Origin of the sequence: Kocuria soli (assembly GCF_003797835.1) — a bacterium.
Lineage (GTDB): Bacteria > Actinomycetota > Actinomycetes > Actinomycetales > Micrococcaceae > Kocuria > Kocuria soli.
Genome location: NZ_RKMF01000010.1, coordinates 1 through 21,489, shown reverse-complemented (window position 1 = coordinate 21,489; position 21,489 = coordinate 1). Strand labels below are relative to the sequence as shown.

The following is a 21,489-nucleotide window of genomic DNA, read 5'->3' as shown; positions in this document are numbered from 1 at the left end:
CACTGTAGCCTGGAGGTCATGGCACGGGACGACGCGAACGGGAGTGGGGGCAACGGCCCCTGGGACTTCGACCTACCCGATCTGGGCGCATCCACCACCCCGGGCCACCATCGCACGGGCGCCTCGGAATCCGACGTGAACTCCGGCCGCGAACGGCGCGACCAGGAACCCGCAGCTCCTCGGAACGCGCACCGCGGCAAGGACCGAGAGGGCGAACGGGACGAGGTCTTCGACGTTCACCAGGACCGTTACGAAGAGCCGGAATTCGACCGGGAGCCCCGTGAACCGCGACGCCACTCGCCAGAGGTCTATCGACGTCGGCGGCTCGTGGCGGGAGTGCTTGCGCTGCTTCTGGTGGTCGGCCTCGGTTTCGGGCTGTCGAAACTGATCGGCGGGGGAGACGCGGAGTCGGATCCGGTGGTGGCTGCGGAGCCCACCAACTCGGATCCGTTCGCCGGGTACAGTGCCCGGCCCGAGTCCCAGGCCAGCGACGGCGCCAGTGGGCCCGCAGCCATGGCCTGCGGCGACGACCTCAAGGTCACCGCCTCCACCGATGAGAAGACGTATTCCGGCAAGGACAACCCCGTCCTGATCATGACCCTGGAAAACACGGGCAAGGACGAGTGCATGGTCAACGCCGGGACGGCCCGCATGGACTTCACCGTCAACAGCGGTCAGGACAAGGTCTTTGATTCCGCCCATTGTCAGATCGACGGTCAGGACCGTCCCATCACGTTGGATGCCGGGGAGAAGGAATCTGCGCGCTTCGAATGGGACCGGCACCGCTCCGTCCCCGACTGCGCCACCGAGGGCAGTGCTGTGCAGGCGGGAACCTACCGCTTGACCGTGACCCTGGGGGAGGACAGCAGTGAAGGCGTGGAGTTCACCCTCGAATAGCGGAAACTTGCCTGCGACCGTGTGATGCGGGTCAGGCAGGGAAGAAGGTTTCCAGCGCCTCGTTCAACGTGGTGACCTCTTTGACTTTGAACCCTTTGGGTACCGGCCCGGGGCCTTGCGGGCTGGCGGGTACCACCGCGTGGGTGAAGCCCAGCCGGGACACTTCGTGGATTCGCCGTCCGATCCCGGGTACGGGCCGTACCTCCCCGGCCAGACCGACCTCACCGAAACACACCAGGCGTTGCGGCAGCGGCTTGTCCTGAGCGGCCGAGGCCAAGGCCAGGGCTACCGCGAGGTCGGCCGCTGGTTCAGCCAGTCGAACCCCGCCCACCGTGGACACGTAGGCGTCCATGGTGCCCAGGCTCAGACCCGCGCGGCGTTGCAGAACGGCCAGCAGCATGGCCACCCGCGAGGAGTCCAAGCCGGCCGTGGCCCGGCGTGGCTGGGAGGTCTGCGACCGGTCGAGCAGGGCCTGCACCTCCGCCAGCAAGGGCCGTCTGCCCTCCATGGTCACGGTCAGGCACGTCCCGGAGACCGCCTGGGCCGTACGGGAGACGAACAGGCCGGAGGGGTCGTCCACGGAGCGGATTCCCGCTTCCTGGAGCTCGAAACAGCCAACCTCGTCCGTGGGCCCGTACCGGTTCTTGACCGCGCGCAGGAGCCTGATGCTCGAGTGCTTGTCACCTTCGAACTGGCACACCACGTCCACCAGGTGTTCGAGCAACCGGGGGCCTGCGATGGTGCCTTCTTTGGTCACATGACCCACGAGCAGGACCGTCATCCCGCGGGACTTGGCCGCTGCGATCAGCGAACCCGCGACCTCGCGCACCTGGGTCACCCCGCCCGCCGAACCGTCCACCTCTGCGCTGCTCAGAGTCTGTACGGAGTCGACCACCAGGACGTCGGGTTCCACGCCCTCGACCTGTCCCAGTGCCGTTGCCAGGTCCGTCTCCGCCGTGAGGTAGAGGGAGTCCGCCAGCGCCCCCACGCGGTCCGCGCGCAGCTTGACCTGGGCGGCCGATTCCTCGCCGGTCACGTAGAGGACCTTGCGGGAAGGCAGCGATACGCCTCCGCGGGCAACGCGTGCCGCCGCATCGATCAGCAGGGTCGACTTGCCGACCCCGGGTTCGCCCGCGAGCAGGACCACGGCGCCGGGGACCAGACCGCCGCCCAGCACGCGGTCGAGTTCAGCGACACCTGTGGGGACGAATGCGGCCTGGGTCGCGTCGACGTCGGCAATGAGCTGCGCGGGGGTTTCCACGGTCCGTGCGGGAGTGGTCCGCACCTTGGCCGCGCCCACTTCCTCGACCGTGCCCCAGGACTGGCACTCGCCGCATCGACCGACCCACTTGGCGGTCGCCCAGCCGCACTCCGTGCAGCGGTACCCCGGGGTGGCGCGTTTGGTCTTGGAACTCATGAGGTCAACCTACCCAGGGCCGCGGACAGCACAGGACCGCGGGTGACCGGGCGCACCACGTCAGAGCCGGTCCCAGTCGTCCAGGCGCGGCAGGTGGCTCAAGGCCTCCTCGTGGCTGGCCCCCGTGGCTTCCAGCAGATCGACCACCATGGGCCGCAGCAGCAGGACCAGCCCCTGCCCCTCCATGGTTTCGATGCCCATGGTGTCCGGGTGCAGCTGAGCGGCCACGGAGTGCAACTGGTTGCGGGCCTGACGCATGTAGGACCGACGCGCGCCCGGCTGGGCCACGGCGAGTGCATTACCCACGGTGTTGATCACGTCCGCCAAGGAGTCCAGGCAGTCCGAGATCGAATCGACCGCTTCGGCGGACAGTGTGATGTGGTTGATGATGCTGGCCACCCTGCGCGCCAGTACTCGGGTGTTGCGGGCCACCAGGTCCAGGTAGCGGATGGCGTTGGAGATCGCCTCGACCTCCGACCGGTGACGGCGGTGCAGGGGCGCGGCCACGGCGATTTCGTGCGAGGACTTCAGGGACGTGGTCACGGCGTCCACGATCGGCTGGGTGCGTCGTGCCCTGACCAGGCAGTGCCACGCCTTCTGGGAGTCGTCCTGCCGGACCGCGTCGGCGGCCTCGCGCATGACGTCCGAGAGTTCGGTGGTCAGTTTGCGCAGCTGCTCGCGAGGTTGCCGTCGCGGATCGGTGGGCACCAGGTAGACCAGGACCAAGGCGAAGAGGCCACCGACCATCGCGTCGATGGACCGGGTGAGTGTCCCGTCCACGGGGGCGGGAAGCATGATTACCAACAGGGACTGCAACGCCATCTGGGTGGTGAACAGAACCCCGCTGTCCAGGAACTGCGCCAGCAGGGCGGAGACCAGCATGACGACGGCGGCCTGCCAGATCCCGCGGCCGATCAAGTGCGTCAGGGATTCGGCCAACAGGATGCCCAACGTGCAACCGATCGCCACTTCGAGCACGCGGCGATAGCGGATACCGCCCTTGGAGAAGCCCAGTGCCACGGTGGCCGCCGTCGCTGCGAAGATCGGACCGTGGTGCCCCAGTACCCGTTCGGCGAAGACGAAGGCACCCACGGCGGCGATCGTCAGTTGCAGTGCCTGGAAGATTCCCCCACGAACTCGGGCCAGCCCCTCTCGCATGCGATCTTGGAGCAGGCCGAGGACCCCGGTGGAGGTCTGCGCAGGGGTCTCGGCACTCATACGGCCATCTTAGAGGGGCGACAAGTCGCGTTTTGCGCCGTCTCCGTCCCGTGGCTTGGACTTGCGCTGCGTGAGCTTCTCCCGGTGTGACTGGGATCGCATGACCGCTCATACTGTTCACTTTCCGTTCATGCACTCCGGGAGCACCGGCCACGTGCCAGCCCTACGATCTTGGAGCGTGGGAGAAACCGGGCAACTCCAACTCCCCGTCACGCCGGACCTCACCGGCGTCGAACATCCCAAGCCCCGCAGAGAGCCGGGGCCTTGATCTCAAGTTTGAAGGGACAATTGTGAAGGCTTCCCTCCTTGGCCGTACCACCGCAGTGCTCGCCCTGGGCGCGCTCACTCTGTCCGCCTGTGGCGGCGGTGGCGGTGACAGCTTGACCACCCTGACTGGCGCCGGTGCTTCCTCCCAGGAAGCCGCCATGACCGCCTGGACCAACGGCGTTTCCGAAGCAAAGGACCTGGAAGTCCGCTACTCCCCGGACGGTTCGGGTGCGGGCCGTGAGGCCTTCCTGGCCGGCGGTGCCGACTTCGCCGGCTCCGACGCCGTGATGGACGACGAGGAGTACGAGTCCTCCAAGGAGATCTGCGGACCTGACGGCGCCTTCCACATCCCCGCCTACATCTCCCCGATCGCGGTTGCCTACAACCTGCCCGGCGTGGACAAGGTCAACATGGACGCGGAGACCATCGCGAAGGTCTTCAAGGGTGAGATCAAGACCTGGAACGATCCCGCGATCGCCGACCAGAACCCGGATGCCGACCTCCCGGACACCAAGATCACCGTGGTGCACCGTTCGGACGAATCCGGCACCACCGAGAACTTCACCGAGTACCTCAACGCCACCGCCCCCGACGTCTGGTCGGACAAGGCCGCTGAGTCCTGGCCCGTCTCCGGCCAGGAGAACGCACAGGGCACCTCCGGTGTGGTCTCCACCGTGAGCGGCACCGAAGGTGCGATCACCTACGCGGACGCCTCCGCCGTCGCCGAGAGCGACGAGCTGGGCACCGTGTCCGTGGGCGTCGGCGAGGAATACGTCGACCTGTCCTCCGAGGCTGCTGCCACCGCCGTGGAGGCATCCAAGACCCTCGAGGGTCGCTCCGACGCCGAAATGGCCATGGAACTCGAGCGCGACACCACGGAGTCGGGCGCCTACCCGATCGTGCTGGTCAGCTACCACATCTTCTGCAACGAGTACCAGGACGCGGACAAGGCCGAGAGCGCCAAGGCGTTCGGCGAGTACGTGGTCTCCGAGGACGGCCAGAAGGCCGCCGAGGAAGCCGCCGGCTCCGCCCCGCTGTCCGAGGGCCTCCGGAAGAAGGCTGAAGAGTCCATCGGCGGCATCTCCGCTGCCGAGTGATCGTCTGAACGATCTGAAGCAAGGTCCAATCGGTCGATAACCGAGACCGCACACGGTCCGTCCGGCCCCGCGTTCATCCGTACCGGGCACCGGACGGACCTGTGCTGTGACCACCGGAAGCCGACGACGGATCCATCGGCTCCGGGTCCCGGTCACCCGAGTACCACTTGACCCTCGACACAAGGGACATGAGCAATGTCAACAAATCTCTCCGACACCGAGCGGGGGCAGGACGACAAGCAGCAGACCAGCTCGCTGGCTTCCGCGGCTTCGGCGGGCGGACGCGCTGGGGACAAGATCTTCTCCGGGCTGAGCCTGGGCGCGGGCATCGTGATCTTCGTGATGCTGGCTGCGGTCGCCGCATTCCTGACCTGGCAGGCAGCACCCGTGGTGGGGATCCCCGCGAGCTCCGTCACGGGTGGTAACGGGTTCTTCAGCTACGTCTACCCCCTCGTCCTGGGCACTCTGATGGCTGCGGTGATCGCGCTGTTGATCGCCACTCCCATCGGCATCCTGGTCGCCCTCTACATTTCGCACTACGCACCCGCCAAGGTGGCCAAGCCGGTCGGTTATGTCATCGACCTGCTCGCCGCCATCCCGTCGGTCGTCTACGGCGCCTGGGGCATGACCGTGCTCTCGCCGGCGCTCGCACCCTTCTACAACTGGCTCTCGGAAACCTTCGGGTTCATCCCGCTGTTCGCCGGACCGGCCTCGGCCACCGGCCGCACGATGATGACCGCGGGTGTGGTGCTGGCCATCATGATCCTGCCCATCATCACGTCGCTGTGCCGGGAGATCTTCATCCAGACCCCCCAGCTGCACGAGGAAGCGTCCTTGGCGCTGGGGGCCACCCGGTTGGAGATGATCCGCCAGGCGGTGCTGCCCTTCGCCCGCACCGGCATCATCTCCGCGATCATGCTGGCTCTCGGTCGCGCCCTGGGCGAGACCATGGCCGTTGCGCTCGTGCTCTCAACGGGCGGACTCCAGTGGTCGCTGTTGACGTCGGGCAACAACACGATTGCCGCTGAGATCGCGCTCAACTACCCGGAGGCCTTCGGCAACCGTTTGGCCGAACTGATTGCGGCCGGTCTGATGCTGTTCATCATCACCTTGATCGTGAACCTGATCGCCCGGACCATCATTGCTCGCTACCAGGAATTCTCGGGGGCCAACTGATGTCCACCAACACTCTTCAGTCCTCGACCTCCCCCGCCCGCAAGAACACCCTGACTTCGGGGCAGCGCCCCAAGTGGTTGGTGCCCGTGGTGATGGTGGGGGCAGTCATTGTCGGTGCGGCGCTGTCCGCGCTGCTCGGTTTCAACATCGCCCTCTGGGCCATCTTCGCGGCCGTGATCTTCCTGATCGCCGCACCCATCGCGGTCACCGTGATCGAAGGTGGGCGCAAGGGCTCGGACGCCGCCTTGACCTATGTGGTGTACGCGGCGTTCATCTTGGCCGTGATCCCCCTGATCTCGGTGATCTGGACCGTGCTCGCCCGCGGTCTGCCCACCATGTCCGTCGAGTTCCTGACGGAAACCATGGGCGGCATCACGGGCATGGTCGACCAGCGAGCGGCCGATTCCGGGGAGCACCCGCCCGGAGGCGCCCTTCAGGCAGTTCTGGGAACCGTGATCGTGACCTTCTGGGCCACGCTGTTCTCCGTCCCGATCGGCCTGCTGACCGCGATCTACCTGGTCGAGTACTCCAACGACAACTGGCTGGGCAAAATCATCACCTTCCTGGTGGACGTCATGACCGGTGTGCCCTCGATCGTCGCGGGTCTGTTCGCCTCCGCGTTGTTCGGCCTGATGCTCGGCCCGAACACCCGCATGGGCATCATCGGTGCGATCGCGTTGACCGTGCTCATGATCCCCACGGTGGTCAAGGCAACGGAGGAAATGCTCAAGATCGTCCCCAACGAACTGCGCGAGGCCTCCTACGCCTTGGGTGTTCGCAAGTGGCGCACCATCCTCAAGGTCGTCATCCCCACCTCGATCTCGGGCATCGCCTCCGGTGTGACGCTCGCAATCGCTCGTGTGATCGGTGAAACTGCACCGTTGCTGGTGACTGTCGGATACTTTGAGCGTGTGAACCTGAACGCCTTCAACGACTGGATGGCCACGTTGCCGACGTTCATCTACCAGCAACTGATGCGACCCGTCGCTCCGACCGCACCCGACCCTTCGACCGATCGCGCCTGGGGCGCAGCACTGATCCTGATCGTGTTCGTGATGCTGCTCAACCTGATCGCTCGTTTGATCGCCCGGGCATTCGCCCCGAAGACCGGCCGCTGATCGGCCAGAAGACTAGAGAGAAGCTGAGGATCCATGTCGAAGCGAATCGACGTCGAGCACCTGAACGTGTACTACGGCGACTTCCTGGCCGTTGAGGACGTCAACATCAACATCGAGCCCCGCTCGGTCACCGCGTTCATCGGCCCGTCCGGCTGTGGCAAGTCGACCTTCCTGCGCACGCTGAACCGCATGCACGAGGTCATCCCCGGTGCCTACGCCCAGGGCAAGGTCATGCTGGACGGTGAGGACCTGTACGGGCGCGGTGTGGACCCCGTGACCGTGCGCTCCATGGTGGGCATGGTCTTCCAGCGCCCCAACCCGTTCCCCACCATGTCCATCCGGGACAACGTCCTGGCCGGCGTGAAGCTCAACAACAAGAAGATCTCCAAGTCGGATTCGGATGCTCTGGTCGAGTCCTCGCTGAAGGGCGCGAACCTCTGGAACGAGGTCAAGGACCGCCTGGACAAGCCCGGCTCCGGCCTCTCCGGTGGTCAGCAGCAGCGTCTGTGCATCGCCCGCACCATGGCGGTCAAGCCCGACGTCGTGCTCATGGACGAGCCCTGCTCCGCCCTGGACCCGATCTCCACGATTGCGATCGAGGACCTGATCCACGAACTCAAGGAGCAGTTCACCGTGGTGATCGTGACGCACAACATGCAGCAGGCGCAGCGCGTGGCGGACAAGACCGCGTTCTTCAACATCGAGGGCACCGGCAAGCCGGGCAAGCTCGTGGAGTACGACGACACCGCGACCATCTTCCAGAACCCGCGCGAGAAGGCCACCGAGGACTACGTCTCCGGCCGCTTCGGCTGATCTCGGAGCGAGGCATTCGCCGCGGCCCGCCTCGCGGACTTTGAACACGGAAAAGTGCCCGTCCAGGCCCTGGACGGGCACTTTTCCGTGTTCAAAGTTGCTCTTGGCGGGTTTCCAGCGCGCGTTTGAGTGAGGTCGTCAGCGCTGTTCGTCGCCCATGGCGGGCCAGGTCTTCCAGGACGACGACGAACACCTCCCAACCCGCTCGTCTGAGACGAGCCAGGCGATGCATCTCGTCCCCGTAGGCCTGCCGGTCCTGGTAGTGCACTGCGCCGTTGTACTCGGCTGCCACCTTGCTCCCGGGCCATGCGAGATCAAGGTAAGCCGTGCCGCCGTCGGACAGGCTCAGCCCAGGAAGGGGGAGGCAGCGAGCACCAGCGTGCCGGACGTGACGGCGCAGACCACGGGGGTCACCAACCAGCACAGCAGCACCTTGCCGACCAGGCGGTGGTTGGTCGACCGGTATTTCTGGTTGGTGCCGGCTCCAAACACCGCGGCCGCCGTCGTCTGCGAGGTCGACAGGCTCACCCCGCTGGTCACGCCCCCCACGAACAGCAGCACACCGGAGACCCCCTGCGCCACACCACCGCGGAGGGCATCCGTGCCGACCATGCGGGTGGACACCGTTTGGGCGATCCGCCACGCTCCCATCAGGCTGCCCGCGGCGAAAGCCAGGGCGGTGACCAAGGCGGCCCAGGGGATCGCGCTGCTCATCGGGGCGGCGGTCAGGCCGCCGACGGCCGGGATGGTGATGAGCAGGAGCACCACGCGCTGCCCGTGGAAGAGCCCGTGCCCCACGTTCGTGCCCGTGGAGCCGACCACCATTCCCACTCGGGCCAGGAGTCTGACCTGATCAGCCTCCACATGGCGCAGGCCCCGTACGCTGGGAATCACCAACAGCCACGCGATGACGAAGGCGATGGCGGGAGCCAGCAACACCGGAACGATCAGGTGTGCGAACGTCTCGAAGGCCTTGGGCAGGTTCGAGGAGAGGCCGACCCAACCCAGCGCGATGGTGGCACCCAGGGACGCCCCCGCGAAAGCGGCGCTCGACGACGACGGCATCCCCCACCACCACGTCAGCAGATCCCACCCGATGGTCGTCAGCAGCGCACAGATGATGACGGCGAGGGCCGGCTCGGGGTCGATCGACTCCACCAGGATGAGTTCCAGCTCGGCCAGCGGCAGCATGATCGCCGCAGCGGCCACTCCCACCGCGTTGAGAACGGCCGCCAGGATCAAAGCTGCCCGGGGCGTGAGGGCGCGGTGACGGACGGGGATTGCGCTTGCGTTGGGAACGTCGTGGAAGGAGTTCACCAGGGCGTATCCCACGGTCAGGATCAGCGCGAGGACGACGAGCAGGAGGGTCACGCCGATCAGGTCTCCGCAACCACGATGCGACCGACTTCTGTTGCCACCTGGCTGAGCGCGGTGGCGGCACTGTGCAGGTGCTCGACCATGATGGTGCGCTGCAGGGCAACAGTCGGTTTGTGCCGGTCCAACAGGTCCAGGCGGTGGCGCTCAAAGGTGCGGTCGGCCTGCTTGCGGAGACGGAACATGTCGTACCAGTACTCGTCCAGGCCTTTGAGTCCCGAGAGGTTGTGCATCGCGCGTTGGCTCAGGCCAGCCATGCGGCCGATGGTGTTCAGCTGTTCCGCGGTGTGTTTGGACTGTCGGCGCATGCTCGGCTCGGACATGGCTTCGGCCGCCAGCAGGAGCGAGTCGCAGGCCCGTGCCAACCAGCCGCTCAGGACGTAGACGTCCGAGCGGGGGATGGGCAGCACGTAGGAGGATCGGGAGGTGGTCATCGCGGAGAAGTAGAGGTCTGCAGTGCGTGCGTCCAGGCCGCGTGCCTCCGTGAGGATCTCCTCCACACGGTCCTCCTCACAGCCCAGGAGTTCGGAGCAGCAACGTGTGGATTCGGAGACCTGTCCCGCCATGTCGGCCAACAGGTCGAGAACGCGATCATCCTCGGGGAAGATCCGCAACGGCATGGGAGTGCTGCACCTCGCTGGTCTGGCGTTTGGACGCCGCGCAGAACCCGGAGCGTACCTACCGGTGGTTGCGCTGGCAAGGGCACCCTACCGGGTGAAAGTGAACACATCGGCCGGTTGCCGTGGGGTGCAGCATCGGGCAAGGCCACTCGTGGATTTTGGGGTGCCGGACCGGGAGCGCCTCTCGGCGGAAGGCCGCTCGAAGCGGCTAAATGATGGAGCCCGGGGCTACCTGCGGCCCGACACCTGCAGACATCGTACGAGCAGTCCCGGTCCCACGGTCAACCCGATCCCCGGCCGTTCGCTCTCCGGGGACGGGCGGGACGACGACGGCACGCCCGCGCGTCGTTGTCAGTCCAGCGTGCCCGCACGCCAGGCGTTGGCCGCTTCCTCCAGGTCCTCGGCGGTGCGTTCGAGCTTGCGGGCTCCGCGTACCGCGTCCAGCCCCTCGTGGTCCTCGAGCTTGATGCGCCCCAGGGCTGTCACCCGGCAGAAGGCCGCGAAGCGTTCCAGCGCGACGTCGAAGTCCCCGGTCCAGGCGCCGTTGAGGATCGTGTCGGCCATGGTCCGGATCTCCTCGGCCCCTGGCGGGTCTGCCACGCCCGCCACCACGTGGGCGACCTGAGCGGTGCCCCGTCCGGCCACGAACCAACGGCTGAGCCGGACCGGGTCGGCCTGGACCGCGGAGCGCAGGGCGTACAACCGCCACAGAGCTCCGGGCAGACTGACCGGGGGAGCGTCGGACCACAGGGCGGCGAGCCCGTCCAGCCCCTCCGTGTCCGTGAACTCGACCAGTCGCCGGTGGACGTCGGGATCCTCGACCGCGCGCCCACGGCTGACCACGGCCGCAGCGGTCACGTGGGCGACCTCCGCGGCCAGGGCGGGGTCCATGCCGCCTTCCTGCTGGTCGAAGATCTCCGGGGAGAACTTGACCGGCTTGTGGTGCTGACGTGGTTCGGACATGTCGTCCACCTTACGACTGACTTACGACTGGTCGTCCCAGTGGTTCCCGGGCTCCCAGCCCACGGCTTCCTGGAGGGAAGCCACGATGTCCTCGGCTTCCACCCAGGCCAGGGCCTTCCACAGGGCCAGGGCAGCTTCCGGGTCCTCGGATTCGAGTTCGCTCAGCGCGTCAGCGGAGAGGACACCGAGTTTCAGGTCCGTGGCGGCCCGGACGTTCATCGCCTGCGCCTGCCCGTTGGGGCCCGCCGGCTCCTGGGCGTCCGGGATTTCCTCCTCGCGGGGGTCCATGACCACGGTGCCCGGGCGGAGGCCGCGGATCGGGCGTTCGTCGGCATCCTTGGTGTTGGCGATGATCTGGGCCGTGCCCTCCAGAACCCACTGCACGGTTCCCCCACGGCTGTAGCGCGGCGGCAGGTATTCGCCCTTGGGAACCGTGACCACGGTGGAGCGCTTCCAGATCCGTTCGGCCGCCTCCTCACCCATGCGCCGCAGGGCGTCGCTGTGCAGCAGGACGTCGTGATCGGACGCTTGGCGGTCGGCGGAGGAACCCGCCAGAACCGAGTCCTCCACGTGCACCAGGGCCTTTTCCCGGGTCTTGAACAGCGGGGTCTCACCCAGGGACCCCTGCCAGTTCTCCCCGCCCACCACCACGACGTCGCAGTCGGCCTGTTGAATGCCGTTGGCGGCGTTGGCCAGCATGCGGGGCACGAAGTCCGCCACCTGGTCCACGGCGGTGAGGTCCAGGATCAAGGACTCCGCGGTTTCGGCGACGTCGCGCATGGCCCGCACGGTCTCCTCCGCACCGGGGAACAGCAGGTCGCCCTGGATCTCCAGGATCGCGATGTCCCGGCACGAGTTGGCCAGGTACTCCCGCGCCTCCTGGTCCCGGCGCATGAGCGACGGCGAGGTGGCCAGCGAGTTGATCGACCGCACCGTCTGACGTGAGGCCCGCGGCCCACGCGCGAAGTGCAGATCCAAGGCCTGGGACAGGCGCTCACACGCGGCCACGCCCCGCACCGAGTTCCCGTGCTGGTCCAGCGGCGGGGAGAAGGTGGCCACCGCCAGCTGCCCGGGGACGACGGCGATGATCCCGCCGCCCACACCCGACTTGCCGGGAAGGCCGACGCGAACGAACCACTCCCCGGCGTCGTCGTACATGCCGCAGGAGTTCATCACGGACAGCATGCGCTGCACGGTGGCCGGTTCCAGAACGCGCTCGCCGGTGCGCGGATTCAATCCGCCGGCGGCCAGGGTGGCGCCCATCCTGGCCAGGTCCCGGGCATCGAGCATGACCGAGCACTGGGCGAAGTAGTCCTCCAAGGCCTGGGTCGGCTCCTCCTCGATGATGTCCACGGAGCGCAGCATCCAGCCCAGTGCCCGGTTGCGGTGGCCTTCGGCGCTCTCCTGGCGTTGGACGTCGTCGTCGATGCTCAGCTCACGGTCCGCGCACGCGGAGTAGAGCCGGCGGATGCGCTCGCGGCGGGGTGTGCCGTCCTTGTCCGCGACCATCCAGGTGCTGGTGATGGCCCCGGCGTTGATCATGGGGTTGGCCGGGCGGTGGGTGACGGGGTCCAGGGAGATTTCGTTGAAGGCGTCCCCGCTGGGTTCGACGTCGATTTTGGAGTCCACGTACTCGAAGCCGCGGTCCTCCAACGCCAGTCCGTAGGTGAAGGCCTTGGAGATGGACTGGATGGAGAACGGTACGCGGGTGTCACCGGTCTCGTAGACATGGCCGTCCGCGGTGGCGATCACGATGCCGAAGTGATCCGGGTCCGCGTTGGCCAGCGCGGGGATGGACGGGGAGGGCTCGCCGTCGGTGATGCCCTTGAGGTCCTGGTGTATGGCGAGCAGGGCCAGGTCCACGGGGGAGGGGCCGAAGGCTTCTCGATCGTGCTTGGGCTGCTGGCTGCGGGAGTCGGAGGACATGCCTGCCTTTCCGGGCTGTCGACGGCGGCTGTGGGCCACATCCTGCCAGGTTCGCTCAGTCCTGGTCCGCGACCAACTGAGGATTGCGGGACAGGACCATGGTCACTGCCGTGGTGCACACCGTCTGGACCAGGAGGATGCCGACCAGGACCACCAGCTGGAACATGGCGGCCTCGGCCGGGGATGCACCCCCGAACAGCGCCCCGACGAAGGCGCCGGGCAGGGTGACCAGGCCGGTGGCGCGGGTCTGGTCGACATTGGGGATCACGGCATCGCGGGCGGCCCTCCGGGCGATGTACGAGTAGGCGACCGCCGGGGTGGCACCCAGCGAGAACCAGGCCTCCACCTCTTGCTTGCGGGTCACCGCCGATTCGCGGAAAGCCCGGCCCGCCAAGGTCGCAGCCGTCATGGCGTTGCCGATCAGGATGCCGGCGACGGCGATCAGGTTCTGCGTGGTCCAGTCCACCAGGTGCAGGCCGAAGACGGCCGCGATGCCCGCCAGCCCGCCTGCGATGACGCCGATCAGCACGGCTTGGCGCGCGTACGGGAGGCCTTTGAGGCGGCCGATGGAGGTCAATGATGCCGTGGTCAGCATCAGAGCGACGAAGAACACTACCGTCCACGGGACGCTCAGGATCCCGCGCAACACCACCGCGATGATGCTCAGTTGCAGGCCCGCCCTGAGGACGCCCGTGACCATCTGGCAACCCAGACCCATGCCGCTGCGGCGTTGGATGAGGACGGCCACGGCGGTGAGCAACAGGAGCCCGACGACGAACCACGCGAACTCGACCGGGGTTCGTCCGCCGATGGTGGTCACTGTCATGGCAGCCGTGGTGTGCACGTTCTTGACGGTACTCCCGGTTCGTGCCGCCCCTGGCCGCTGGGCTACGATGGACGCCGTCGCTCGAGGCGTTCCTCCCGGTCTTACTGGTCGGTGGACAGCGAGCGACCGGGGCCTTTAGCTCAGTTGGTAGAGCAGTGGACTTTTAATCCATGGGTCGTGGGTTCGAGCCCCACAGGGCCCACCCCTTCTCTGAAGCCCCTGCGGTGACCATGTCGCCACGGGGGCCTTTCTGTGCCCGCAGGATGTCGGGACCCAGTAGCTGCTCCAAGGAGATGTCGAGCCACCACGAGATCTCGATCAACTCGGTGATGGCGAATGGATACTCACCACGCACGCGCCGGGTAATTGCGCTCTTTGCCAGGCCTAGGTGGTCGGCCAGTTGGGCCTGTGAATGACGTGACCGCGCCAGCCAGGCCCGGACCTCGTCGCCTACTGCGGCTGCCCATTCTTTCTGTTCGTCTCGCACGGATCGAGTGTACCGCGACACGGCCACGAGTCCTCCGGCGCAGACAGAAGTTCCGCGAAACAGAATGCAATACTTGCGAAGCGTTCTGCCACATGGAACGATCAGCGTCATGACGACACACAAGCAGCTCGCACTCTCCATCCGGTCCCGGATGGCTCTGCGAGACATGACGCAGGCAGGCCTGGCGGACGCGATCGGGATGGGGCGCTCTGCGCTGTCGGCCCGGATGGGTGGGTCCCGTGAATTCACGTTCTCTGAGCTTCAAGCAATCGCAGCGGCCCTAGGCGTGAGCCTTCGTGACCTGCTGCCGGCAACCGAGGAGGAGCAGCGATGAACACCGAACTGACGACGAACCCGGCTGCGCTGAACGAAGCGGATGCTCGGGAGCTGACGGACCAGATCGCGGAAGGGCTGGCCGACGTCCACTCCCTGATCGTGCAGGCCTGGGAGGGCCGCGTGTGGGAGGCCCTGGGGTACGAGACCTGGGACGCCTGGATCGATGCGAACTTCCGTGGGCTCCAGCTGCGCCCGCCGCGCGAGCAGCGCGAGGAGGTCGTGCAGTCAATGCGCGAGGCCGGGATGAGCGTCCGGGCGATCTCGCAGGCCACTGATCTGTCCTACGGCACGGTCCAGCGTTCAACGTCAGGTGATCCAAATGGATCACCTGAGGGGTCCTCGAACGTGGTGGGGCTGGATGGCAAGTCCTACTCCCCGCCCAAGCGAACGAGTCAGCCGGAGTCCGAGTCCGAGGACTACAGGTCGATGTCGCTGACGGATCTGGGGGTCCAGCCGATCGATCAGACCAAGCTGAACCCCGCGGCCAGCACGACAGAGGAGCCCTGGGATGAGGTCATCTCGGGTGATGTGGTCCTGCCTGAGCCCGAGCAGGGCCCTGAGCCTGAGGCGGTCTCGGACGACGATTCCACTGAGAACGAGGACGAGGACGTGGCGTCGTGGTGGGAAGGTCCGCGTGCCGCGCTGGTCTATGCGGAGGCCCGCTGCGTAGAGCTGCTGAAGCAGCGCAAGGAGCAGCCGCGTCTGGTGGAGGACCCGCAGGATCCGGGGCCGTCCCAGCTGACGATGACCGCGGCGCGCACGGTGCTCGCCGCCGGTGGAGTGATCGTCGATCTCGGCGTGGACGACCTCGATGACGAGTCTCAGGCCGCGCTGCGCAAGGTCCTCGGCACGGTGATCGAGTCCCTGGACGGTGTGATCGGCGACCTGGAGGAGGCCGACGATGATGAGGCCTGAGCGCGCAGAAAATGATGCGCGCCCGGGGGCAGCCGGACGCGCATCGCATCAGCAGGAGTCCCAGGGGTCATCAGGATCAACGCTGGTACGGGACACGGTAGCACCCGTTGCCACTAGCGGGAATGGCGCGACGTCGCGCATTGACCCGGACACGAAGGGCGTGCAGTGGACGGTCGTGGTCCTGGTCGGTCTGCTCGGGCTGACGTCGTTCATCGTCTCCTTCCGTGCCCTGCATGACGTCGCGGCGTGGGCCGGTATCGGCCCGGGACTCCAGTGGGCGGTCCCCGTGTTCGTCGACGGCGCGATCCTGACCTACGCGCTGGCGGTGCTGGTGCATCGTTCGCGCGGTGAGCCCGTGTGGCCGTCCTGGACATCCCTGGGGGTGTTCACGGCGATGTCGGTGGCAGCGAATGCCGCCCACGCTGTGGCGGTTCCGCAGGAGCAGTGGTGGCAGACGCTGACCGGTGCCGTCCTGGCTGCGCTGGCTCCGCTGGGAGTCTTCGCTGCCACGGAGCAGATGGCTCGTCTGGTGGTGCTGCGTCCGCAGGACCGGCAGGTTCCGGGCCCTGTGCTGGAGCCTGCCGCCGAGGTCGAGTCGCTGCCGGCAACTACTCCGGCATCGGCAAATGTGGCCGGCATCGCCCCGGCAACGGAACCGTGGCCATCGACTCCGCAGCCGGAGCCGGTCGTTGAGCTGGCCGAGCCAGAGCCGGAGGAGCGGCACGACAGCGCCCCGGAACCAGTCACCAAGGAGATGACCGCGCCGATCGCGGAGCGGGTCGCAGACTCCGCTGCTGACCCGGATCCGCAGACGTCGCCAGGTGTAGTCGAGCAGGCCGCTGAGGAGCGCGCCGATGAGGACTTCGTGGCCTGGGTGCAGGAGCGTCGACGTCAGGGTGATCCGATCACGGGGCCGACGGCCGGGGCCTTCCTGGGTGTGTCTGAGCGGACGGGACGTAACCGAATCAAGGAGCTGCGCACGTCGCGGCCTGAGCTGTTCGAGGAGGACGCAGCATGAGCATCGAGGCGATGCGCTGGGCGTGGACGCAGCAGGTCAAGTCCTCGCACAAGCTCGTTCTGATGGCGATCGCTGATGGAGCGGATTCCTTCGGCGAGGCGCGACTCTCGCAGGGTTTCCTGGCCTACCAAACGGAGCTCACGACGAGGTCCGTTAGCTCGGCGTTGAGCGCGCTGGAGCAGGCAGGACTGGTCCAACGGCTGCGCAGCTCCCGTGTCAACGGGCAGCGCGGGGTCGATCAGATCGTGCTGAACCTGGAGAAGCCCTCCAACAAGACCACCTGGAAGGGCCTGGGAGAGGTTCGCCGGCAGCTGGCCGAGCGCGTGGAGCGCGACGGGATCGCTCCGGGAGAGGACTTCGGGCCCGATCTGGTACCCGAACGCCCCGAGGACGAGCAGGACATCACGCCTGGTCAGAGCCACCAGAAGAATCTTCCGGTAGTCGATCGTGAACCTGTGGATAACGGCGAAGCGCCTAGTCAGAGCCACCGGAAAAATCTTCCGGTTGGTGGGCCTTCCGGAAAATCCTTCCGGTGGTCACCGGAAAATTCTTCTGGTGGTGACCCTCGCGGACACTCACCCTCTACGCGCGCGCCCGTCTTTTATCCATCATCATCATCCGTCGGCGCGGCCGCGCCTGTGGACAGCGACGATGACGACGAGACGACGATCGACGAGCAGCAGTCCGAGTCCCAGATCGCCAGAATCCACCGCGGGGTGAACCTCAACCGGCTCGCCGCGGAGTGCTCGCACGCCACCGGCCCGTGGCCGGCCCCGGTGTGGGCCGCTGCCGTGGATCTGATCCTGGGCCGAGCGAAGTCCCGGGTCGCCCGGCCGCAGCGCTACGTGACCGGCTCAATCACCAACGAACCGGCCGTGATGCTCGACGCCGCCAGCCAGTGGGCCGGCTCCGATGACGCGCTGGCCGTGTCCCTGATGGCCGAGAACGAGCTTTCCCAGCCGCCGGTGCGGCGCGTGACCTGTCCGACCCATCACATCGATCACCGAGATGACCGCGAATGCGGCGGCTGCCGAGCCGATCGCCTGGCACAGCGCCCTCAGGAGGGCTGAACGATGAAGACGCACACCACCAACACCCAGAAGACCCTCAATGCTCCGCAGGAGGCCGCGCAGAGCGGCCTGGAGGCCAACTCGGAGCAGGCCTGGCTGGCTGTGGCGGAGACGATGCCGGCCGTCGCCCCGGTGATCCGCTCGATGCTCGCCCCGGCAGGACTGGTGGCTGATGCCGAGGACATCGCTCAGGAAGCGATCATCTCCGCTGTGCGCAGCATCCATCGGTGGAACCCGGCCGGCGGGCCGCTGGTGTCGTGGGTGACCGCGATCGGCAAGCGCCGCGCGATCGACCACCTGCGCCGAGCGAGCCGGCAGGCCACGACGGCGGTCGTGTTCGCCGGCCAGGCCGGCGAGGACGAGACCGTGACCGTGATCGATGTCCCTGAGGCGTCGTTCGAGGATGAGCTGCTGGACCGTGATGAGGCCTGGGGTCTGGTCAAGGCCGTGCTGGGGCAGGTGAAGGTCGTGCTGCGCAACGACGAGATCCTGCGCCGGGCAGTGGTCGTGCTGGCCGACTGCGACGGCGAGATCGCCGAGGCGTCCCGCCGGCTGGGGATCTCTGCCCCGGTGGCGCGCGAGGCCCGCCGGCAGGTCGTGCGCATGGCGATTGTGGTCCACCAGGCGCAGCGGCTGCACCGGCAGCGCGTCACGGAGGTCCGGATCGATGCTGCGCTGGATTGCCTGCCGGATGAGGCCGGGTCTTGGCCACGGCTGGTGCTGGAGGCCATCGCCCGACACGGGAACCTGCGCACGTTCGGGCCGGCGGATCTCGTCGGGGCGACCGGCTGGGGGATGTCCACGTGCCGGCAGCGCTTCGAAGACGTGTCCTGGCTGCTGTCGGTCATCAACGCGATCGCCTTGCATGGAGAGATCGCGACCGTGCCGGCGACACCTCGGACCGCATCGGTAGCCATCTGAGAGATCAAGGAGTCAGTCATGATGACGACCAATCCGACGGCCTGTCTCACCTGCCGGCCCGACCCGCTCACGGCGGCGATCTGCCAGGCGTGCGCGCTCTCGCCCGGGGCGAATGACGACATGTCCTGCTCGCCGGGACATCCGCGGCAGCTGTGCCTGTGGTGCGCCGCAGTGGCTCCGGCAGTGGCGGCCCACGCTGGAAAGAAGCCCCGTTCCGGTGAAGCGCTCACCGCGGCGGACTACACCCGGTGGGCGGAAGCAACGATCGATACCGACGACGGCGAGATCGCCTGGCAGTATCTCGCCAACTGGCACGCCCGAGATTCCTATGCACCGTTGCCGGCGCTGGGGCTGTCGGCTTAACCGGTTTTGCGAATGATCGTTCTTCACGAGGAGGAGGGCACCATGTCCCGCAACGCGAAATTACCGGCGCAGACCGAGTGGCGCGCATCCGCGCACCACCCCGGAGGACGTGGAGAGATTCGTGGACTCCAAGGATCGTGTGGAGGAGGCCTGGCGAATGCGGGACTCGATGTGGTCAACCGCTCCCGAACGGATCAGTTCGCCCGCTACCTCTTCAGCCCAGCAGAGGGCCAGTGGGTCGACGTCGATCTCGGTGTGGACTGGCCGGGCCAAAGAGCCCGTGCAGATGGGCGTGGGGCCGGTGCCCGACCTGGAGGACGCCGTCGCCAAAAAGACCCTGGCGCTCTACGGTCGTGGCGCCGCCCGTGACTTCCTGGGCGTCGATGCGATCCGATGCTCCGGACGTTTCAGCGACAAGCAGCTGCTGCGGATGCGCGCCAAGCACGGTCCCGGCTTCGCGGCAAGCTGTTCGCGCAATAGATACAGGTCGCACAGGACGTGGACAGCCTCCACGTCGCCTCGTACGGCGTCGGACCGGAGGAGGAACGGGCTTCGGTGCGTCAAACCTGTCTGAGTGGTCACAGTAGATCCTGAATCCGAGGTCACGGACCAGGCCTGTTTTGAGAACCCCGAAGCCGACTCGGCTGCCCCCCAATGGGCCCGGGGATCGACGAGGTCTCGGCGATGCCTCCGGGCGGGCCATAGGGCCGAGCATGGAGGCCCTCCATGGAGGGCGTACCTGTGACGTCGGAACGCGCAACGCCTGGAGCCCCGCCATCGGGGTGGGCATGGACCGGTGCAGTTGGCTGGCGCCCAAGGAGCGGCCCGCCGAAGCCTTGCGCCCGCGCGGAGGGATCCAGTAGGCTCACTAGTGGTAGCGGGAATGAAACAGTTTCCAGAGCGCCACTTCGAGAAACCCACGTCTCCGGACGTGGGTTTCTGCGTTGCCGGGACCCTACGAGACGCTGGCGGTCCGTGCTGGCACAATGAGGGCATGTACCTGGCTTACATCGACGAAATCGGCGAGACGGGAGCTTTCGTCTGTAGATCCGATCCGCAATATAATACGAGTCCAGCGTTCGGATATGCCGGATTTCTAATACCATCCCATAATGCACGGCGTTTTGGGGCTGAATTTCAGGCGCAGAAGAAAAAGCTTTTCGCGAGCTCCACGTCGCATGACGCAAATTCGGGACGGTGGGAGATTAAGGGGTCGGATGTGTTTCGAAAAAAGACCCCGGAGCAGGCGCCTTCTAACTTGAGGGTCTTTGACCATCTCACAAAAATTTGCCGCGATTTCGGTGGAAATCTATTCTACTATGCCGCTGAAAAGAATATTGGGACTCCGAGGCAGACTAGTCTCGACAAAGATATCCGTGAGATGGATGCAATGCGGGAAACTCTAAACCGTCTGGCTTCACATTCGGGACATCGGGATTCAGATATAATGGTTCTCATTGATCAGATTAACGAGAAAGAGCGAAAGAGGCGACTTCCTAAGATGTACAGCCACATCTTAGGTCGGTCGACGCAGCACCGCGAGATGCGTCGATTGATTGAGCCTCCAATGCATCTGGATAGTCAGCTTAGCGCCAATATTCAGTTTGCTGATTGGGTGGCAGCGTGCGTGACGCGCGCTATTGACTATCAGCTACTGGTGGATAGTCCATTTGGATGGGTCGCAGATTCTTCAAAGCTAAAGCAGATGAATGGCACGTTCACGCACGATTCGAAGCTCCACCTCTACGGACGTAGCGTGGACGATATAAATCATTCCAAAATATTTCACAGGGAACGCCCCCTCTATCCCAAGGTGGATGGGCATACAATATCCAGCCAAACGGACCCGAAAACGCTGCGGAGGCTTCGTGCCATGGCAGGTAGTTCTGCTAATCGGAAGTAAGCAAGTGCACGGAGGCGGGAGGGCATTTGGGGTCTCGGTGCTCACAGGATTAAATGCGCAACGATTTCAAGAAGAAGAAGCTGCGTGAAGCAAGTGTCGACGGCTAGTTGTACTGACAGGACACGTTGATCGAGCGATTGGCCCGACCTCGTGGGCATGTCAGAGGTGAGTCCTAGGCTGTAGGTGACATCGGAAATGGTGCGCGTGTGGGAGGGTGCATGTTTCATCACGAGGCTGGCTACCCAATTGCAGTTACCAGCAAGGACGACGAAGGCGTCAGGGCGGGAATCCGCTGGTGCTTTGACCGCATGGAGTGGGGCGACCGCCTCAGTGTGTGGACGCACCTCAAGGGAAACTTGGCGAATAGTCCGCTCCTCGCACAGCTCGTGGCTCAGTCCGCGGACGTCGATCACGTGACCGCTCGTGGAGGGGCCTTCATCAGGGGCCGGGGACCTGCACTAATGGCTTGGGCAGATCCGAACGACATCGCGAAGTTCGCGGGCCGCAACGGAAACAGCATTACTGCATTGTGTGTCGTGTCGTGGAACGAGCGAAAGCTCCGGCCCTGGGTCAGTGCGGCCGGGCCGGAGCTACTCGGTGACACCGATGCGTGGCGGACAACCACGCCGCCCCTAGATGTACTCGGCCACGACGTTGGTTACAGGCGGCTGGTCGGAGGTAGTCCGTCGAGTGCGCTGTGGCGGCGTTGAGTGTTGTAGATGTTCAGCCAGGGGTCAAGCGCCTCTTTACGCGCCTGGTTGCTG

21 protein-coding genes and 1 tRNA gene are annotated in these 21,489 nt (G+C 66.1%); 13 read left to right on the top strand and 9 right to left on the bottom strand.

The window, feature by feature from the left end; all coding sequences use genetic code 11:
• The first annotated feature begins 18 nt into the window (after positions 1-18).
• The gene (locus tag EDL96_RS08375; protein WP_123825348.1) at positions 19-897 is read left to right on the top strand and encodes a hypothetical protein; all 879 of its coding nucleotides are present in this window, start codon (positions 19-21) and stop codon (positions 895-897) included.
• 31 nt (positions 898-928) lie between these two features.
• Here the strand turns inward: EDL96_RS08375 and radA are convergent, their stop codons facing one another.
• Both radA and EDL96_RS08365 read right to left on the bottom strand, forming a co-directional pair.
• Positions 929-2,314 (bottom strand): DNA repair protein RadA, encoded by a 1,386-nt coding sequence (gene radA / locus EDL96_RS08370; protein WP_123825347.1) that lies wholly within the window; start codon positions 2,312-2,314, stop codon positions 929-931.
• A 60-nt stretch (positions 2,315-2,374) separates the two neighbouring features.
• The gene (locus tag EDL96_RS08365; RefSeq protein ID WP_123825346.1) at positions 2,375-3,532 is read right to left on the bottom strand and encodes an FUSC family protein; all 1,158 of its coding nucleotides are present in this window, start codon (positions 3,530-3,532) and stop codon (positions 2,375-2,377) included.
• A 290-nt stretch (positions 3,533-3,822) separates the two neighbouring features.
• Between EDL96_RS08365 and pstS the strand changes: the two genes are divergently transcribed.
• The 4 genes from pstS to pstB all read left to right on the top strand — a co-directional run bounded on the left by pstS (position 3,823) and on the right by pstB (position 8,003).
• Positions 3,823-4,896, top strand: coding sequence for a phosphate ABC transporter substrate-binding protein PstS (gene pstS, locus EDL96_RS08360; protein WP_123825345.1), 1,074 nt, complete (start codon positions 3,823-3,825; stop codon positions 4,894-4,896).
• 195 nt (positions 4,897-5,091) lie between these two features.
• Positions 5,092-6,072, top strand: a complete 981-nt coding sequence (gene pstC / locus EDL96_RS08355) for a phosphate ABC transporter permease subunit PstC (protein WP_123825344.1) — start codon at positions 5,092-5,094, stop codon at positions 6,070-6,072.
• A complete protein-coding gene (gene pstA / locus EDL96_RS08350; RefSeq protein ID WP_123825343.1) occupies positions 6,072-7,190 on the top strand; it encodes a phosphate ABC transporter permease PstA in 1,119 nt (372 codons plus the stop codon). Before pstC ends, pstA begins: the two co-directional genes overlap by 1 nt.
• Positions 7,191-7,223: 33 nt before the next feature.
• On the top strand, positions 7,224-8,003 hold the full coding sequence (gene pstB, locus EDL96_RS08345) for a phosphate ABC transporter ATP-binding protein PstB (RefSeq protein ID WP_123825342.1): 780 nt from the start codon (positions 7,224-7,226) through the stop codon (positions 8,001-8,003).
• 91 nt (positions 8,004-8,094) lie between these two features.
• On the opposite strand, the gene EDL96_RS08340 is transcribed toward pstB, so the two are convergent.
• From EDL96_RS08340 to EDL96_RS08315, 6 genes are all read right to left on the bottom strand, one after another.
• The gene (locus EDL96_RS08340) at positions 8,095-8,295 is read right to left on the bottom strand and encodes a hypothetical protein (protein ID WP_123825341.1); all 201 of its coding nucleotides are present in this window, start codon (positions 8,293-8,295) and stop codon (positions 8,095-8,097) included.
• A 53-nt stretch (positions 8,296-8,348) separates the two neighbouring features.
• Positions 8,349-9,374 carry an inorganic phosphate transporter gene (locus EDL96_RS08335; protein ID WP_158609561.1) on the bottom strand — a complete coding sequence of 342 codons (1,026 nt, stop codon included), beginning with the start codon at positions 9,372-9,374 and terminating at the stop codon, positions 8,349-8,351.
• A gap of 5 nt (positions 9,375-9,379) precedes the next feature.
• Positions 9,380-9,997 (bottom strand): hypothetical protein, encoded by a 618-nt coding sequence (locus tag EDL96_RS08330; RefSeq protein WP_123825339.1) that lies wholly within the window; start codon positions 9,995-9,997, stop codon positions 9,380-9,382.
• A 351-nt stretch (positions 9,998-10,348) separates the two neighbouring features.
• Complete coding sequence (locus EDL96_RS08325; RefSeq protein ID WP_123825338.1) at positions 10,349-10,960, bottom strand: hypothetical protein; 612 nt, start codon at positions 10,958-10,960, stop codon at positions 10,349-10,351.
• A 21-nt stretch (positions 10,961-10,981) separates the two neighbouring features.
• Entirely contained in the window at positions 10,982-12,886 is a 1,905-nt protein-coding gene (gene glsA, locus EDL96_RS08320; protein WP_123825337.1) for a glutaminase A, read from the bottom strand.
• 55 nt (positions 12,887-12,941) lie between these two features.
• Positions 12,942-13,712 (bottom strand): ABC transporter permease, encoded by a 771-nt coding sequence (locus EDL96_RS08315; protein ID WP_123825336.1) that lies wholly within the window; start codon positions 13,710-13,712, stop codon positions 12,942-12,944.
• A 129-nt stretch (positions 13,713-13,841) separates the two neighbouring features.
• Between EDL96_RS08315 and EDL96_RS08310 the strand changes: the two genes are divergently transcribed.
• From EDL96_RS08310 to EDL96_RS08270, 8 genes are all read left to right on the top strand, one after another.
• Positions 13,842-13,914, top strand: a tRNA-Lys gene (locus EDL96_RS08310).
• A 394-nt stretch (positions 13,915-14,308) separates the two neighbouring features.
• A complete protein-coding gene (locus EDL96_RS08300; protein ID WP_158609559.1) occupies positions 14,309-14,533 on the top strand; it encodes a helix-turn-helix domain-containing protein in 225 nt (74 codons plus the stop codon).
• A complete protein-coding gene (locus EDL96_RS08295; RefSeq protein ID WP_123825334.1) occupies positions 14,530-15,450 on the top strand; it encodes a hypothetical protein in 921 nt (306 codons plus the stop codon). The genes EDL96_RS08300 and EDL96_RS08295 overlap by 4 nt, the downstream gene beginning before the upstream one ends.
• A gap of 160 nt (positions 15,451-15,610) precedes the next feature.
• Complete coding sequence (locus tag EDL96_RS08290; RefSeq protein WP_158609557.1) at positions 15,611-16,468, top strand: DUF2637 domain-containing protein; 858 nt, start codon at positions 15,611-15,613, stop codon at positions 16,466-16,468.
• Entirely contained in the window at positions 16,465-17,538 is a 1,074-nt protein-coding gene (locus tag EDL96_RS08285; RefSeq protein ID WP_123825332.1) for a helix-turn-helix domain-containing protein, read from the top strand. The genes EDL96_RS08290 and EDL96_RS08285 overlap by 4 nt, the downstream gene beginning before the upstream one ends.
• A 3-nt stretch (positions 17,539-17,541) precedes the next feature.
• Positions 17,542-18,459, top strand: a complete 918-nt coding sequence (locus tag EDL96_RS08280) for an RNA polymerase sigma factor (protein WP_123825331.1) — start codon at positions 17,542-17,544, stop codon at positions 18,457-18,459.
• Between the two features lie 18 nt (positions 18,460-18,477).
• Positions 18,478-18,822, top strand: a complete 345-nt coding sequence (locus EDL96_RS08275) for a hypothetical protein (protein WP_123825330.1) — start codon at positions 18,478-18,480, stop codon at positions 18,820-18,822.
• Positions 18,823-19,816: 994 nt separating this feature from the next.
• Positions 19,817-20,725: a DUF3800 domain-containing protein gene (locus tag EDL96_RS08270; RefSeq protein WP_123825329.1), complete on the top strand. Its 909-nt coding sequence runs from the start codon at positions 19,817-19,819 to the stop codon at positions 20,723-20,725.
• Positions 20,726-21,383: 658 nt separating this feature from the next.
• Here EDL96_RS08270 and EDL96_RS08265 read toward each other — a convergent pair.
• The coding region (locus EDL96_RS08265) for an integrase core domain-containing protein (RefSeq protein ID WP_148079891.1) at positions 21,384-21,489 on the bottom strand (106 nt) is incomplete at its 5' end.

What these genes read in the sequence shown, in the direction of transcription:
- EDL96_RS08330 (WP_123825339.1), bottom strand. Translation starts at nt 9,997, where the DNA reads ATGCCGTTGCGGATCTTCCCCGAGGATGATCGCGTTCTCGACCTGTTG.
- pstA (WP_123825343.1), top strand. Translation starts at nt 6,072, where the DNA reads ATGTCCACCAACACTCTTCAGTCCTCGACCTCCCCCGCCCGCAAGAAC.
- EDL96_RS08300 (WP_158609559.1), top strand. Translation starts at nt 14,309, where the DNA reads ATGACGACACACAAGCAGCTCGCACTCTCCATCCGGTCCCGGATGGCT.
- pstB (WP_123825342.1), top strand. Translation starts at nt 7,224, where the DNA reads ATGTCGAAGCGAATCGACGTCGAGCACCTGAACGTGTACTACGGCGAC.
- EDL96_RS08285 (WP_123825332.1), top strand. Translation starts at nt 16,465, where the DNA reads ATGAGCATCGAGGCGATGCGCTGGGCGTGGACGCAGCAGGTCAAGTCC.
- glsA (WP_123825337.1), bottom strand. Translation starts at nt 12,886, where the DNA reads ATGTCCTCCGACTCCCGCAGCCAGCAGCCCAAGCACGATCGAGAAGCC.
- EDL96_RS08325 (WP_123825338.1), bottom strand. Translation starts at nt 10,960, where the DNA reads ATGTCCGAACCACGTCAGCACCACAAGCCGGTCAAGTTCTCCCCGGAG.
- radA (WP_123825347.1), bottom strand. Translation starts at nt 2,314, where the DNA reads ATGAGTTCCAAGACCAAACGCGCCACCCCGGGGTACCGCTGCACGGAG.
- EDL96_RS08280 (WP_123825331.1), top strand. Translation starts at nt 17,542, where the DNA reads ATGAAGACGCACACCACCAACACCCAGAAGACCCTCAATGCTCCGCAG.
- EDL96_RS08295 (WP_123825334.1), top strand. Translation starts at nt 14,530, where the DNA reads ATGAACACCGAACTGACGACGAACCCGGCTGCGCTGAACGAAGCGGAT.
- EDL96_RS08315 (WP_123825336.1), bottom strand. Translation starts at nt 13,712, where the DNA reads ATGACAGTGACCACCATCGGCGGACGAACCCCGGTCGAGTTCGCGTGG.
- pstC (WP_123825344.1), top strand. Translation starts at nt 5,092, where the DNA reads ATGTCAACAAATCTCTCCGACACCGAGCGGGGGCAGGACGACAAGCAG.
- EDL96_RS08375 (WP_123825348.1), top strand. Translation starts at nt 19, where the DNA reads ATGGCACGGGACGACGCGAACGGGAGTGGGGGCAACGGCCCCTGGGAC.
- EDL96_RS08365 (WP_123825346.1), bottom strand. Translation starts at nt 3,532, where the DNA reads ATGAGTGCCGAGACCCCTGCGCAGACCTCCACCGGGGTCCTCGGCCTG.
- EDL96_RS08270 (WP_123825329.1), top strand. Translation starts at nt 19,817, where the DNA reads ATGTACCTGGCTTACATCGACGAAATCGGCGAGACGGGAGCTTTCGTC.
- EDL96_RS08275 (WP_123825330.1), top strand. Translation starts at nt 18,478, where the DNA reads ATGATGACGACCAATCCGACGGCCTGTCTCACCTGCCGGCCCGACCCG.